The following is a 15,627-nucleotide window of genomic DNA, read 5'->3' on the forward strand; positions in this document are numbered from 1 at the left end:
GACGCGCGGTCGCGCTTGCGAACCGCTAGCGGCGGTTCGTGATATAACTTAGGTCGTCATTGCGAACAAAGTGAAGCAATCCAGTCTTGCTCCGTCTGGATTGCCACGTCTCCGTTCGGCTCCTCGCAATGACGGATTAGAGATCGACTAAGACCCTTTCTCTTCACAGTTATAAACCAGTCGCTCATTGGGGCGCGAGGGCAGGGCGGCTAACACCGCACCCTGTTGATCGCCCAGTGTTGTCGCAGCATCATCAGCATCGCATGCCGGCGCAGAGTATTCGCTGCGGGCCTTGCGGGCGGCCTCCATCGCATTACGGCTCAATAGGTAGCGCTCAGTGCGATAGATGCGGCGCTGCGGGTCAAAGCTCGCAACCGAAACGGCTTGCTCATCATTGGGTACAAAGGCGCGTGACCAAGTACCGCCCGAGAAACCATATTGTGTGCGGTCATTGACGCAGCCTGAGGGGTTCCAGGCAAACTCGACCGGTTCCGTTTCCGATGTTGTGATCCGGCTACGCTGCGGGTCGATTGTGCACAAATAGCTGACAGTGTCTGCCGCGATGATTGGATCCCCGCCAGTTTCGTCTCCGCCGGGATTTCCGAGCGCGTTGGCCACACGCCTGTCAATCTCGTCGATGCCCGGACGGGTCAATTGCAGAAACAGCGCGATCAGTACCAGGCCAACGCCTGCCACCGCTGCCCCCTTATTCCTTGCGGGCCAAGCTGAGATGCTATTCCCGGACTGTGGTCGCTTCTCATACGCCCACCAGCCTGCACCCGCGCCAAGTAGCAGCAAGAGCACGCTCGCAAACATCCGGTCATCGCGTTCATCGCGCACCTGCATTTCTGCCTCGAACTGTGCGCGTTCGCGACGTGAGCGTTCCTCGGCGCTGCGGCTCTCCAGCTCTGCTCGTGCGGCCATTTCCTCGCGTTCAATCCGCTCAGCTTCGTCTGCATCCAAGGCTGCAAGGCTGCGGCACTGCGTATCATTGGCACGAGGCTCAATGCCGTTCTCGCGTAGAAAAGGGCCCAGCTCTCGGTTGGATACAGCAAAGAAAAATTCGGCGTCCGCACCGCCACTATCCGCACCAAAACTATTCACACCCAGCACGCGGCCGCAGCTATCCAGCAACGGACCGCCAGAGTTGCCGCTGGCGATTGGGGCGGTGTGCAACACCGTATGGAACTGTCGGCTGGGCCGTGTCCCGGCAAGGAATCCGCGACTTTTTACTGGCGGCTGCGCCTTGAAGATGTCCCCAATCTCCAGGCCCTGCGCGCGGTCAACATTCATTGGGTAGCCGACTGCGTAACTTTCCCCGCTATCACTCACCGGCGCACCGGATAGCACCAGCGGTGGCAGGCGCAAATCGCCCGTAATCTCGATCAGAGCGAGGTCATTGCGCGCGCTTACTTTCAGGATCCTGCCATAGACCGCCTCGCCACCTTCCGAAGGGACGATGCCTACGCGCAAGCTGTCATCATTGACTGCATCGCGAACCACGTGTGCGTTGGTGACAACGCGTTTCGGGGCGACGGCAAAACCGCTGCCATGGCTGACCGGGTATATTTCGCCATTTTCTTGAGCGCCGATGATAACTATGCGCACAACCCCTCGTGCCGCTGCGTCAATATCAGCCGGATCACCCTGGGCGAGCGCGGATGAGCTAAAGGCGAAAAGAAGCGCAAACAGCGCAGGAATACGTGTCATAGGCTATGCTCTTTGCCGCCCAATTGTTTTGACCGCAAGACGCGGGATGGGCCGCGCGCGAATTAAGGCTATCACATCGCCATGGGCAACGAATCGAATATCAATGCAGATCAGGCTTGGGCGGTACCGTCATGCGGCGTGACCGGAGTTTCGATGGGCATTTCTTTACTGGCGTGCTGACGACGGGTATTTATTGTCGGCCAAGCTGCGCTGCGCGCCATCCAATGCGCGAAAATGTGCGTTTCTTTGCCGACAGCGCTGCGGCACGCGAAGCCGGCCTAAGAGCATGCAAACGCTGCCTGCCAGATGATGTTGCCCGCGACGAGGCAGCGGTTATGGCAGCAATTGATGCGATTAAGTCGGGGGACAAGCCGACCTTGGAGGATCTCGCGACGATCACGGGTTACTCGCCAACCCATTTCCAGAGGGTGTTTAAGCGGGCGACGGGGCTATCACCATCGGCTTACGCGCGGGCATTGCGCGAAGAGCGTGTAAAGGATGCTCTGGTCGATGCGAGCCGCGTGACCGACGCTATTTATGATGCTGGCTATGAGGCGCCGAGCCGGTTCTACGCAGATGTGGAGGGTAAGATGGGTATGAGCGCCAGCGACTGGAAAAACGGCGGCGCGGGTCGGGTGATCCACTATGCCATCGTTGAGACGAGCCTCGGATCTATGTTGGTGGCCGCAAGCGATAAGGGCGTATGCTGCCTCTCATTTAACGAGAGTCAGGAAGAGCTCAGGGCACGTTTTCCGCAAGCCGAGTTAATCGAGGGCGGCGAGGAGTTCCGCGCCCTTTTTGAGCAGGTGACACGTGCGGTAGAGGAGCCTTCATTGGATAACACGCATATCCCGCTCGATGTGAAAGGCACCGCGTTTCAGCAACGCTGCTGGCAGGCACTGCGCGAGATACCCGTAGGCGAGACGCGCAGCTATGGTGAGCAGGCGGCGATGCTCGGCAATCCAAAGGCCAGCCGAGCCGTAGGCAGCGCCAATGGTGCAAACAATATTGCGGTTTTGATCCCTTGCCACCGTGTGGTGCCTGCAAACGGCGGGGTGGGCGGTTATGCCTACGGACCTGAAATCAAAGCCGAGCTGCTGAAGCGCGAGGGCGTGGATGACACTTCAAACGAACCGGAGTTGTTCTGACATGACTAAACGGCAATCGACCAACATCGACCTGGCAGAGCGTCTCTTTGCAGCGCTAGAGAGCAATGATCTCGAGACGGCGAAGTCATGTTGTTCGGATCAATTCCAGGGGTCGCAAAATGGCGGACCGGCGATGGACCGCGACACTCTGCTTGCGTTTGCAGGTGCGGTGAACGAGGTGGTTCCCGACTTTCGCTATGAAGAGGCTATGAGATCGGCGACCGACGGTGGCTTTGTTGAGGAGCATCGCGTGCGCGGTACGCTTCCTGGTGGCGAGAAGCTCGATCTGATGGTGTGTGTGGTCGCAGATGTAAAGGACGGCAAGATCACCGCGCTGCGCGAGTATGTCGACAGCGCCGCCGCAAGCGGATTACTCGACGCGCTGTCGCCGAACTAATTCCGCGCCCAACCTTTTTTGGCGGGTTCGAGCGTCTCCAGAAACGCCTCGGCGCTGTCGAGATAGTCCTGCTTTTTCTCATCACCCATCCGATCCCACGTGGCGTAAATCCGCCCGATCCGATGGTTCTTGCTGAACTTGTCGCGGTGACGATCCATGAAATGCCAATATAGTGGATTGAACGGACATGCGCCTTCGCCAGTTTTCTTTGATGGGGAATAGGTGCATTCCTTGCAGTAGTTGCTCATCTTGTTGATGTAATTGCCGCTTGCTGCATAGGGTTTGCTGGCCAGCTTTCCGCCTTCGGCATAGAGGACCATCGCGGCGACATTGGGTAGCTCTACCCATTCGTAGGCATCGGCATAAACGGCGAGATACCAGTCCTGGACATCCTGCGGGTTTAGGCCTGCGAGCAGCGCGAAATTGCCAAGCACCATCAGTCGCTGGATATGATGCGCGTGGGCGTTGTCATATGTGGACCGGATGCAGTCTGCCATGCAGCGCATGTCGGTTTCGCCGGTCCAGTAAAACTCGGGCAGTGGGCGGCCTGCTTCCAGCTCGTTTGCTTCAGCTAGGGCGGGCATCTGATGCCAGTAAAAGCCGCGCACATATTCGCGCCAGCCGATGATCTGGCGGATGAACCCCTCGACCGAGTTGAGCGGCGCATCGCCCTCTTGATAGGCGCGTTCAGCGCGCTGGCACAGCTCCAACGGATCAAGCAGGCCGCAATTTATGCTGGTCGAAAGCATGGAGTGATAGAGGTCGTCTGACCCGTGAACCATCGCGTCCTGATACTTGCCGAAATCGGGCAGACGCTCGGCGAAAAATGCGTCGGCAGCCTTCTCAGCATCGGCGCGCGTAACCGGCCAGCCGAAATCGGCGAGATTGCCGAAATGATCGTTGAAGCGGTCCTCGATCAATTCGATCACCTCTTGGGTGATGTCATCGGGTGCGAATTTGGGGCAAGCAGGTGGGTCCATTTGATCGTCAGGTGATGCGCGATTCTCAGCATCGAGGTTCCACTTGTCGCCAACCGGTTTTCCACCGTTTTTCCCGTCTTCCATCAACAGGCCGGTTTTCTTGCGCATTTCACGATAGAAAAACTCCATACGCAGTTCTTTGCGTCCCTCGGCCCAATCGTTGAATTCCGTTTGCGAACAGATGAAGCGATCATCAGGCAGGATTTCGACGTCGCAGGCGAATTTGTCGCACCATTCATCCTGCTGCTGGCGGACACGCCATTCGCTTGCCTCGACGACGCGGATTTTAGCGGGGCAATGGCGCTCAATGGCTCGCGCAACTTCGCCGGTAAAGCTACCCGCATTATCGCCGTCATCCAGCTTTGCGTAGTCTACGGTCCAGCCATCATCGCTAAGCTCCTTCGCGAAATGGCGCATGGCGGAGAAGATCAGCGCAATCTTCTGCTTGTGGTGTTTGACATACGTCGCCTCGTCCCAAACCTCCATCATCAGAATAACGCTGTTGGCTTTGGTCTGCCCGCGCAGGCTGGCGAGAGTGCGGGTTAGCTGATCGCCGAGTATCGGGATGAGGATTGGCTTGCTCATGCTCGCAGAACGCATAAGCAAAGAGTTGGTGCCTCACACAAAACTATACGGATCAATGTCCACGCCCACGCGAACTCCATTGGGATGGTCCAATGCGCCGAGCCAGCGACGAATAATGTCCTGCAAATTTACATTGCGGCGGGCGTTGATCAGCAGGCGGTAACGATATCGCCCTCGCAGTAATGACAGCGGGGCTGGTGCGGGGCCATAAATATCCACCCCGTCATGGCTCGGGCGCGTACCGCCGATCCGGTTGGCCGCATGTTTGGCCTCGGCTTCATCCTCGCTCGAGATAATAATCGCAGCCCATCGGCCAAAGGGCGGGGCGCCCGCCATGCGCCGCGCATCGGTTTCCGCCTCGTAAAAGGCGTCGCGGTCCCCGTCAGCCAATGCTGCGATGACGGACGCGGTGGGGTGACGCGTTTGCAGCAGGACTTCGCCCGGCTTGCTGCCGCGTCCTGCTCGCCCGGCGACCTGAGCAATTTGCTGATAGGTCCGTTCAGCGGCGCGTAGATCACCGCCTTCGAGGCCCAAATCAGCGTCGACCACGCCAACCAATGTCAGGTCGGGGAAGTGGAACCCCTTGGTTACCAATTGAGTGCCGATGATCACATCAATCGCGCCTTCTTCCGTCATGGCGACAAACTCTGCCGCGCGGTACGGGAGTGTTCAGCGTGTCGGACGTTGCCACGAACGTGCGCGCATCGGGTATTCGCTCGGCGACTTCGTCTGCGATGCGCTCTACGCCCGGTCCACAGGCAACAAGGCAATCGGGCTCTCCGCATTCTGGGCATTCGGGTGGCGGAGGGGTTTCGTGCCCACAATGGTGGCAGGCAAGCCTTTGTGAAAAGCGATGCTCAACCAGCCAGGCGCTACAATTGGGACACTGAAACCGGTATCCGCAATTGCGGCACAGCGTCAGTGGGGCAAAGCCGCGGCGGTTTAGGAATAGCAGCGATTGTTCTTTGCGTGCCAGCCGTTCTTCAATCCCGTCGACCAGCCGCTGTGCTAGCCAGTATCCGGATGGTGGTTTTTCCTCCGTCAGATCGATTGTGCTGATTGCGGGCATGTGAGCACCACCAAACCGGCTTGGCAGCTCGACCAGATTGTATGTGCCGATCTCGGCCATGTGTAGACTTTCCAGCGCAGGTGTTGCGCTGGCCAGGATAACCGGGATCTTTTCAAAATGCGCGCGCATGACCGCTACATCGCGAGCGTTGTAGCGAACTCCTTCGTCCTGCTTGAAACTGACCTCATGCGCTTCGTCAACAACGATTAACCCGAGATTTGCATAAGGCAGAAACAGCGAGGATCGAGCGCCCACCACAACTTGTGCATCACCCGATGCGATGGCGCGTCAGGCGCGGCGGCGCTCCGTTGATTTGAGCGAGGAGTGCCACAGGATTGGCGGTGCCCCAAAGCGCTTCTCAAACCGGCTAAGGAAAGCCTCTGTCAAAGCGATTTCAGGCAGCAGAACAAGAACTTGTTGATTGTTCCCAAGTGCTTCTGAGACTGGCTCGAAATAGGTTTCGGTCTTGCCTGATCCGGTCACGCCATCGAGCAGGAAAGGCGTAAACTCGTGCGCCTTAACTGCGGCTGAGAATAGGTCTGATGCCTCTTGCTGATCTGCGTTAAGCACGACCGTTGCAAAACCCGGTTCCGCCCGTGGGTAAGGGCGATCAATATCAACTTCGATTGGCTCCAAGACGCCCTGATTGACCAGGCCACGCAAGACACCTTCGGATACGCTTGCAATGCCTGCCAGTTCGCGAATAGTGGCCTGCTCACCTTCCAATGCAGCTATGGCTGTCTCACGCTGGGGCGTCATGCGTTCCGGCATGCCGCCAGAGAGCCGGTACTCAATGCTGGTTGCTGGGCCTTTCAAAGCGCCGCCGCTCGACAGCGCCATCCGGGCTACCGAGGCAAGCGAGGCGCAATAATAGTCCGCCGTCCATTCGATTAGACGCCGCAAGGGCTCTGCTAGAGGGGGCACGGGGAGCACACCGCGAATATTGCGGAGCTTTTCGGCGGGCACATCTGTTCCGGGCAGTCGCTCCGGCTCCCACACAATTCCCATAACTGTGCGTGGGCCCAGCGGGCATTCAACGACGCTTCCGACCAAAACATCAACGCCGTCTGGTACCTTGTAATCAAGCGGCCCAAGGGCAGCGTTCAGGACAAGGCAGCGGATGCGGTTCATAGTCTGGCGACATATGGGTGATGATGCACGCTCGCGACAACCTCTATCCAAATGTCATGTGCGGAAAACCATTGTCGGTCGGTGCGAATGTTCGAATGATCCCCGAGGTGTAAAATATTGTCCCAGTGATGGACACCCTCGACTGCACTCTGTATCAGGGAAAAAAACATGGTAACGGCATCGTTAAGCATTTCGTAGGCCGTGCCTGTTTGGGGCGCACCGAAAGATGAGAGTGATCAGCCGACCGCAACGTTGTTGCCAGGGTCGGTGTGGGATTTAACGGGGTAATGAACGTGGGTAAACTTTTAGGCTCAATCATCGCAGCATTCGCGTTGTTTGCATCTGCACCATCAATGGCTGCAACCGTGTGGCTCAATGGCGGCGCTACCAATAACAATGGTGGCAAGCAGTTCACTGGCAATGATGGCGTGACCGTTCGTGCGACCGGCTGGTCGATCGACAAAAACGGCAACATTTCGAAAGGCACCGTTGGTGTTTACAGTCAGGGTCTTGGTGTAATCAACAGCCCAGGCGACGGTTCGCACACGGTTGACAATGTTGGCTGGCAGGACTTTCTCATCCTTCAGTTCGACACTGCTGTTGAGCTGGACAAGGCTTTGTTCCGTACCGGCTTCCACAATATGTATGACACCGATTCATCCATCGGCTTCGCGCTCTCACCGCTGAACATCGGCACCGACCTAAACCTTGAAGGTATGAGCTCTTCAGTGCTCTCAAGCTTCAACCTGTACCAGTCGAATGCTGGCAACGGAAACAGCTTCCGCAACATCAACCCAGCTGACAATGTCGGCAACGTTTGGTTGATTGGCGCATCGTTCGTAAATCAGGATCACCGCGCTGATGGGTACAAGCTGAAAAAGCTGACCTACTCGCAAATGCCTGTGGTTCCAGAGCCTGGTACGTGGCTCATGATGATCCTCGGCTTTGGCCTGATTGGCGGAGTTATGCGCCAGAAGAAATCAGCGGGTGCTATCGCGACTGCATAAGTCAGCGACATACCGCAAACGAAAAGGGCTCGGTTGGGGGATCGGGCCCTTTTTTGTGTCTTGCGTTTTTTTTGGCTCTCTGGTCGCAGCACCAGGAAAGCGGTGAGAATTGGGCATTTGGCGATTGCTTGGATTCAACGCACAATTATACATGGCGGCACAAGTTCACGATCAGACTGGATGCGCTTCCCATGAAATTCTTCGCTGACACCGCCGAAATTGATGACATCAAGGAACTGGCCGCAACCGGCTTGCTGGATGGGGTGACGACGAACCCGTCCCTAATCGCGAAGTCAGGCCGTGATTTCATGGAAGTAACCAAGGAAATCTGCGCATTGACCGATGGCCCGGTGAGTGCAGAGGTTGTCGCGCTCGATCACGAAACCATGATGAAAGAGGCAGAGGTGTTGCGCAAGCTCGCCGACAATGTCTGCATCAAGGTGCCGCTGACCATTGATGGCCTGAAAACCTGTAAGGCGCTGACCGGCGATGGCACGATGGTCAATGTGACCCTGTGCTTCTCCGCCAATCAGGCGCTGCTTGCCGCGAAAGCGGGTGCGACTTTTGTCAGCCCGTTTGTGGGTCGCCACGATGATAACGGCGTGGATGGTATGGCGCTGATCAGCGATATTCGACTGATCTATGACAACTATGGTTTCGCGACCGAGATTCTTGTCGCCAGCGTTCGCCACGTCACCCATGTGCTCGAAAGCGCGAAGATTGGCGCTGATGTGATGACCGCACCGCCCAAGGTGATCAAGCAGCTGTTTAATCATACGCTGACTGACAAAGGCATTGAGGGCTTCCTGAAAGATTGGGAGTCGACGGGTCAGTCAATCCTCGGCTAACGCCAAGGCCACCATATGTCAGAACAAACACCTCTCGACCTGTTTCGGCAGGCGCTGACCGGCGCGAGCCGCGCGCTCGCGGACGAGCCGGAGGTGGAGGTTGCCTGGAGCGCAGATTCCCCAAGTTCCAGCGGCAAAAATTTTCGTGTGCCGTTGCCTGGTCGCGAGCTGCCAGAGGCGCAGGCCCGTGAGGCCCGCGGATTTGCTGATAGCTTTGCGCTTAAGCTGCGTCACCATAACGAGGCAGTTCACGCAGCTGGCGCACCGAGCGAAGCAATTGCGCGCGCTTGCTATGATGCTGTGGAGCAGGTTCGCTATGAGGCGGTTGGTGCAAATGCCTATGAAGGCATCCGCGACAATCTGGATGCAGCTGTTGATGTGCGTACGGCAGCAGATGGCATTACCCGCGCTCAGACGAAAGACGACGTGCCGCTACCGACCGCATTATCGCTGATGCTGCGTGAAGCGTTGACCGGAGCGGAGATTCCGAACGGTGCAGTGGCCGGGGTCGATCTGGTCCGTGCTTGGATTGAAGAGAAAGCAGGCGGCGACATCAAAGCTCTTGCCGAGCAGATCGACGACCAGCGCGCATTTCAGAATTTGACGCTGGATATGCTGCGCAATCTGGATCTTACCCTGCCAGACGATCCGCAAAGCGGCAGCGACGACGATGATACCGAGGATGATGACGGCGAGACACCTGAGCAGGAAGACGGTGATGATGAAGAGCCCGCTGGCGATCAGGATCCGCAGTCTGCGGAGATAGCGGGCGACCCCGCAGAAGGGGACGCCGAGGGCGAAACCGAGGAAATGGACGCAGACGGCGAGATGGCCGATGGCGACCCGACCGATGAGGGCGAAGATGGCATGATGCCGGTGCGCCCGAACCGGTCAGTGGACTGACCTGCCCGACGATTTCGACTATCAACCATTCACGGAAAAGTTTGACGAGGTCGTCGAGGCTGGTGATCTGTGCGATCAGGAAGAGCTGGAGCGGCTGCGCGCATATCTGGACAGCCAGCTCGCCGGATTACAGGGGATTGTGACACGGCTCGCCAACCGGTTGCAGCGCCGATTGATGGCGCAGCAGAACCGCAGTTGGGATTTCGACCAGGAAGAGGGGTTGCTCGATGCGGCACGCCTTAGCCGCGTTGTGGTGAGTCCGGGTCACTCTTTGAGCTACAAAATTGAGCGTGAAACCGATTTCAAGGATACGGTCGTCACATTGCTAATCGACAATTCCGGCTCCATGCGTGGTCGCCCGATCAGCATTGCGGCGATCAGCGCAGATATTCTGGCGCGAACTTTGGAGCGTTGCGGCGTCAAAACCGAGATCCTCGGCTTCACAACGCGGGCCTGGAAAGGCGGGCAGGCGCGTGAGGCGTGGCTGGCCGATGGCAAGCCGCAACATCCCGGACGTCTCAATGATTTGCGCCACATTCTTTATAAGAAAGCCGATGAGCCATGGCGCCGCGCACGGCGCAATCTCGGCCTGATGATGCGCGAGGGCTTGCTGAAAGAGAATATCGACGGCGAGGCGTTGTTATGGGCACACACCCGTCTGTTGGCGCGTCCCGAAGATCGTCGGATTCTGATGGTGATTTCGGATGGCGCACCGGTCGATGACAGCACGCTGTCGGTCAACACGGCGGGCTATCTTGAGGGGCATTTGCGTAAGGTGATTGACTGGATTGAGAAGCAGTCACCCGTGCAACTCGCCGCGATCGGTATTGGCCATGATGTGACGCGCTATTACAAGCGGTCGGTCACGATTATGGATGTCGAACAGCTGGGTGGTACGATTATCGAACAGCTTGCCGGGTTGTTTGAGGTTGAGGGGAAGACATGAACGTAACCGAAGCCGTCACATCGCGCCGGTCTGTGCGAGAGTTTCTCGATAAGCCAGTTGAGCTGGAAAAACTCAAGCGGGTTATGGACACAGCACGCTGGGCGGCATCAGGTTGCAATTATCAACCATGGGAAGCGACCATCCTGACTGGTCAGCCGCTCAAGGATTTGCAGGCCAAGATCACCACCACGCCTCCGCAAACGCTCGAATATGATTGGGATGCGCCCAAGAGTGAGGACGCCTATAAAGAGCGCCTGTACGGAGTTTCGAAAGGTATGTTCGACGCGCTTGGGATCGCGCGCGATGACGGCGCAGCGCGCATGGCCGCGATGGGCCGTAACGCCACCAGCTTCGATGCGCCTGCGGTGATGTTCGTTTATTTCCCGCGACTGATGAAAGAGCCGCAATGGTCCGATACGGGGATGTGGCTGCAAACGGTCGCATTATTGCTGCGCGAGGAGGGGCTGGACAGCTGCTTCCAGGAATTCATGGCCTATTATGCCAATGTAATCCGCGATCATCTGGGCTTGGATCACGACCGTTACATGTTCTTCTGCGGCATGGCGATTGGCTATCGCGATTCGGATGCGCCAGTGAACAGTTTTGATCGAGAGCGTGTGCCGCTTGAAAAACAAGTGCAGTTCGTGGGTTGGGATTGACCTTCCGCGCCAGCGTGCCAAACACGTCGGCAATGTCTGATGCACCACTTAAACTGTTCAATTCGCTTACGCGCGAGCTTGAAGAATTCAGCCCCATTCATGAGGGTGAGGCACGCGTTTATACCTGCGGCCCCACGGTCTATAACTACCAACATATCGGCAATATGCGGGCCTATGTGTTCGCAGATACACTTGGGCGCACGCTCAGCTGGAAGGGGTATGATCTCAGCCATGTGATCAACATCACGGATGTCGGGCACCTGACGAGTGACGCGGATGCGGGCGATGACAAGATGGAAAAAGCTGCCGCTGCTCAGGGTAAATCCGCGTGGGATATCGCGCGGTATTATCAGGAAGTTTTTGAGGCTGACCTGGACCGGCTAAATGTCCGCAAACCTTCGCATCCCCGGGCGACTGACTATGTCGAAAGCATGATCGAATGGGGCAAGGCGATGGAGGAAGAGCACTGCTATCTCCTCGATAGCGGCCTCTATTTCGACGTCTCAACGGTCCCGGAATATGGCCGATTGGCCCGTGCTGTGACTGATGACGGTGAAGGCCGTATTGATACGGTTGAGGGCAAACGCAATGCGGCGGACTTTGCGATCTGGCGCAAGACACCGGCTGGCGAAACGCGGCAAATGGAATGGGATAGTCCGTGGGGTAAAGGCGCACCCGGCTGGCATCTGGAATGCAGCGTGATGAGCGCCGAATTGCTCGGCCATCCATTTGATATTCACACCGGTGGAATTGATCACCGCGAGATTCACCACCCGAATGAAATTGCGCAGAATCAGGCGCATAATTGCTCATCGGACAGCGCGGCGAATATCTGGATGCATAACAATTTCCTGATCGATCGGCGCGGAAAGATGTCGAAATCGTCGGGCGAATTTCTGGTGCTGCAAACGCTTGTTGATCGCGGTTATCATCCGTTGGCGTATCGGATAATGTGCTTGCAGGCGCATTATCGCAGCGAACTGGAATTTAGCTGGGAAGGGCTGCAAGCGGCGCTGACGCGGCTGAAGCGAGATCGTGATGCAGGTCGAGCGACTGGCTGACGCTGTTGCTGGGCCTGCCGACATGCATCCGAAGTTCGAACCCATGGCTGCGAAATTCGCCGAAGCCATGTCGGATGATCTCAACACGGCGATCGCGCTCACTGCACTGGAAGACGCTCTGGCGGTGAAGAAGGTCGATCAAGGAGTTAAGCGTGCTGTGATCGAGAACATGGATCAGGTTTTGGGGTTGGGGCTGTTTGACCTTGCTCGAACGGATTTGCGCATTCGTCCCAAAAACGCGCAGATAAGTGAAGAGGAAATTGAGGCCGAACTGATCCGCCGAAAAGAAGCCCGCATCGCAAAGGACTTTGCGACGTCCGACGCGATCCGCGAAACCCTGGCGACCAAAGGGGTCGAAGTCATGGACGGCGATACGCTGGGCTGGGACTGGAAATTATGACCAAAGCTGCCTTGTCCGCTCTGATTCGCCCGCTGGTTGAGCCGCGTCTGCCTGGTTGGATCGAACCGCTATGGTTTATGACCAGGGAAGAGGCGCTGGAGGTCGCGCCGCAAGCCGAGATTGGCTGGTTCGACATGTATGAGCAGGAGGCGATGGCTGAGACTGTTGCTGCTGCGACCAATCTCAAATGGCTCAATTCAATCTATGCAGGCCTCGACTTTCTGCCGCTGGATGTATTGCACCAGCGCGGCGTCACTGTGACCAATGGCGCGGGCATCAACGCCATCACTATCGCCGAATATGTCGTGATGGGCATGCTCAATGTCGCGAAGGGATACTCGCACGTTCTGCGTGCTGCGGCAAAGCGCGAATGGTTGCAGGATAGCCCGGGTAAGCGCGAGCTTGCGGGGAGCAAAGCGTTGCTGCTTGGTTACGGCGCGATCGGTCAGTTGATTAAGCCACGTCTTGAAGCATTTGATGTTGATCTAACGGTCGTTCGGCGCACACCCGGAGATGGCGTATTGACGCCTGATCAGTGGCGGGATCGCTTGGGTGAGTTCGACTGGGTAATATTGGTCGTACCGGCCACTTCTGAAACCGACGGCATGATAGGTGAAGCTGAACTTGCCGCGATGAAAAATGATGCGGTTTTGCTAAATTTTGCGCGTGGCACGGTGGTCGATCAACCCTCGTTGACTGCGGCGCTTGAAAATAAGCAAATTGGCGCCGCGTGGCTTGATGTTACAACGCCGGAGCCGCTGCCAGCCGATGATCCGCTATGGGCGCTCGACAATGCACATATCTCCATGCATCTGTCTGGCCGGGCGCAGGACAAGATGTTTATGCGCAGTGCAGACCGTTTTATCGATAACCTGAGCAAGTGGCAGGCGGGTGAGCCAGTTGCGCCGCAGCTCAATCTCGAACTTGGCTACTGACTTGCGCGAAACCCTCTGATAAGCATTCGAAATTCCGGGGGAACGGGGTCGCAATCTGCTGGTTAGGTCTCATACGGGGATCTTTGGAGTTAACGCGATGTCGAATACCGAGAAAAAAGCATCTGATTTGTTTGTCGAATGTCTTGAGGCCGAAGGCTGCGAGTACATTTTTGGGGTTCCGGGCGAGGAAAATCTCGATTTTCTGGAAAGCCTCTCGAACAGCAAGCAGATCAAGCTGATCCTGACCCGGCATGAACAAGGCGCAGGCTTTATGGCCGCCACATACGGTCGCCACACAGGTAAGACTGGCGTGTTCCTAGCGACGCTTGGGCCGGGTGCGACCAATATGGTGACAGCCGTTGCTTACTCACAGCTTGGCGGAATGCCGACTTTGGCGATTACTGGGCAAAAGCCGATCAAGAAATCGAAGCAGGGTCGCTTCCAGATCCTTGACGTGGTCGCGATGATGGAGCCGATCACGAAATACACGCATCAATTGCATGCGGGCGATAATATTCCCAGCCGTGTGCGCGAGGCTTTCCGCCTGGCAGAGGAAGAAAAACCCGGTGCGGTGCATCTCGAGCTGCCAGAGGATATCGCGGAGGAGCCATGCCATGGCGCACCGATCCCCGCGTCGGTTGCCCGCCGACCCAGTGCAGAACACAAGGCGGTTCGGTTGGCAGTGGAAGCGCTTGAGAAAGCCAAAAAACCCATTCTGGTCATTGGTGCGGGCGCCAACCGCAAGATGACCGGGCGGATGCTCAACCAATTCGTTGAGAAGACCGGTATTCCGTTCGTAACCACACAGATGGGCAAGGGCGTGATTGATGAGCGACATCCGCTGTTTCTCGGTTGTGCGGCACTGTCAGCGGGCGATTTCTGCCATCGCGCGATTGAGGAGGCTGATTGCATCGTGAATATCGGCCATGATGTGATCGAGAAGCCGCCATTCTTCATGCACGACGATGGGCAGACAGTGATTCACGTCAGTACGCGCACGACTGAAGTTGACCCGGTCTATTTCCCGCAGATCGAGGTGATTGGCGATATCGCCAACGCCATCTGGCAAATGAAAGAAGACATTGTGAAACAGGGGCATTGGTCGAGCGGCGAACTGACTCGTTATCGCCAGGCTGAAGTCGCGCATACCAACGGCCTTGCCGAGGATGCACGCTTTCCGATCTTCCCGCCACATCTGGTACAACAAGTGCGTGAATGCCAGCCGGAAGACGGCATCATCTGCCTCGACAATGGCGTCTACAAAATATGGTTCGCGCGCGGCTATTCCGCTCATCTGCCAAACACGGTACTGCTCGATAATGCGCTGGCCAGTATGGGGGCGGGGCTACCGTCAGCGATAATGAGCGCGATGCTTTATCCTGATCGCAAGGTGATGGCGATTTGCGGCGATGGCGGCTTTATGATGAATGATCAGGAGATGGAAACGGTACCGTTCGCTTGGGCGTCAACCTCACCGTGCTGATCCTGAATGACGGCGCTTATGGGATGATCCGCTGGAAGCAAGCCAATATGGGTTTTCAGGATTGGGGGCTGACCTATGGCAACCCCGATTTCGTGAAATTCGCTGAAAGTTTTGGCGCGCATGGCTATCGCATTGAGGGCAGCGATCACTTGCGCGAGACGCTCGCGCATTGTCGCGACACGCCGGGGGTTCATTTGATCGATTGCCCGGTGGACTATTCCGAGAACGATCAAATCCTGAATGAGGATATCAAGGATTTGTCCAAGAAGCTGTGATGTCACTATTCATTCGTCATTGCGAGAAGTGCAGCGACGAAGCAATCCAGAGCAAAGCGCCATCCCAACTGGATTACTTCGCTTTGCTCG

Annotated in this window: 7 protein-coding genes and 5 pseudogenes; 9 read left to right on the forward strand and 3 right to left on the reverse strand. The window is 56.9% G+C overall.

Going from position 1 to position 15,627, the window contains the following annotated elements:
- Positions 1–147: 147 nt before the first annotated feature.
- Positions 148–1,710 carry a S1 family peptidase gene (locus ACZ1GM_RS06310; RefSeq protein WP_472678274.1) on the reverse strand — a complete coding sequence of 521 codons (1,563 nt, stop codon included), beginning with the start codon at positions 1,708–1,710 and terminating at the stop codon, positions 148–150.
- A gap of 81 nt (positions 1,711–1,791) precedes the next feature.
- Between ACZ1GM_RS06310 and ACZ1GM_RS06315 the strand changes: the two are divergent.
- Both ACZ1GM_RS06315 and ACZ1GM_RS06320 read left to right on the forward strand, forming a co-directional pair.
- A pseudogene (locus ACZ1GM_RS06315) lies at positions 1,792–2,858 on the forward strand (bifunctional transcriptional activator/DNA repair enzyme AdaA).
- A gap of 1 nt (position 2,859) precedes the next feature.
- Positions 2,860–3,255 (forward strand): nuclear transport factor 2 family protein, encoded by a 396-nt coding sequence (locus ACZ1GM_RS06320; protein WP_472678275.1) that lies wholly within the window; start codon positions 2,860–2,862, stop codon positions 3,253–3,255.
- Here ACZ1GM_RS06320 and ACZ1GM_RS06325 read toward each other — a convergent pair.
- Positions 3,252–4,820, reverse strand: coding sequence for a cryptochrome/photolyase family protein (locus ACZ1GM_RS06325; protein ID WP_472678276.1), 1,569 nt, complete (start codon positions 4,818–4,820; stop codon positions 3,252–3,254). The two genes, ACZ1GM_RS06320 and ACZ1GM_RS06325, sit on opposite strands and share 4 nt — an antisense overlap.
- A 33-nt stretch (positions 4,821–4,853) precedes the next feature.
- Positions 4,854–7,020, reverse strand: a pseudogene (locus ACZ1GM_RS06330) (primosomal protein N').
- 293 nt (positions 7,021–7,313) lie between these two features.
- Between ACZ1GM_RS06330 and ACZ1GM_RS06335 the strand changes: the two are divergent.
- The 7 genes and pseudogenes from ACZ1GM_RS06335 (at position 7,314) to ACZ1GM_RS06365 (ending at position 15,537) form a co-directional block, all read left to right on the forward strand.
- Positions 7,314–8,027 carry a PEPxxWA-CTERM sorting domain-containing protein gene (locus ACZ1GM_RS06335; RefSeq protein ID WP_472678277.1) on the forward strand — a complete coding sequence of 238 codons (714 nt, stop codon included), beginning with the start codon at positions 7,314–7,316 and terminating at the stop codon, positions 8,025–8,027.
- A gap of 191 nt (positions 8,028–8,218) precedes the next feature.
- Positions 8,219–8,875, forward strand: a complete 657-nt coding sequence (fsa, locus tag ACZ1GM_RS06340) for a fructose-6-phosphate aldolase (RefSeq protein ID WP_472678278.1) — start codon at positions 8,219–8,221, stop codon at positions 8,873–8,875.
- 15 nt (positions 8,876–8,890) lie between these two features.
- Positions 8,891–10,724 (forward strand): annotated as a pseudogene (gene cobT / locus ACZ1GM_RS06345) (cobaltochelatase subunit CobT).
- On the forward strand, positions 10,721–11,383 hold the full coding sequence (locus ACZ1GM_RS06350) for a nitroreductase (protein ID WP_472678279.1): 663 nt from the start codon (positions 10,721–10,723) through the stop codon (positions 11,381–11,383). The pseudogene cobT and the gene ACZ1GM_RS06350 overlap by 4 nt, the downstream one beginning before the upstream one ends.
- A 32-nt stretch (positions 11,384–11,415) precedes the next feature.
- A pseudogene (gene cysS / locus ACZ1GM_RS06355) lies at positions 11,416–12,844 on the forward strand (cysteine--tRNA ligase).
- A complete protein-coding gene (locus tag ACZ1GM_RS06360) occupies positions 12,841–13,779 on the forward strand; it encodes a D-2-hydroxyacid dehydrogenase (RefSeq protein WP_472678280.1) in 939 nt (312 codons plus the stop codon). Before cysS ends, ACZ1GM_RS06360 begins: the two are co-directional and overlap by 4 nt.
- 97 nt (positions 13,780–13,876) lie before the next feature.
- Positions 13,877–15,537, forward strand: a pseudogene (locus ACZ1GM_RS06365) (acetolactate synthase large subunit).
- Positions 15,538–15,627: the final 90 nt, after the last annotated feature.

This window comes from Qipengyuania sp. JB2-7, from assembly GCF_055693485.1.

Bases quoted from the DNA above. Each gene is read 5' to 3' on its own strand.
- fsa (WP_472678278.1), top strand. From the start codon at position 8,219: ATGAAATTCTTCGCTGACACCGCCGAAATTGATGACATCAAGGAACTG.
- ACZ1GM_RS06360 (WP_472678280.1), top strand. From the start codon at position 12,841: ATGACCAAAGCTGCCTTGTCCGCTCTGATTCGCCCGCTGGTTGAGCCG.
- ACZ1GM_RS06320 (WP_472678275.1), top strand. From the start codon at position 2,860: ATGACTAAACGGCAATCGACCAACATCGACCTGGCAGAGCGTCTCTTT.
- ACZ1GM_RS06350 (WP_472678279.1), top strand. From the start codon at position 10,721: ATGAACGTAACCGAAGCCGTCACATCGCGCCGGTCTGTGCGAGAGTTT.
- ACZ1GM_RS06325 (WP_472678276.1), bottom strand. From the start codon at position 4,820: ATGAGCAAGCCAATCCTCATCCCGATACTCGGCGATCAGCTAACCCGC.
- ACZ1GM_RS06310 (WP_472678274.1), bottom strand. From the start codon at position 1,710: ATGACACGTATTCCTGCGCTGTTTGCGCTTCTTTTCGCCTTTAGCTCA.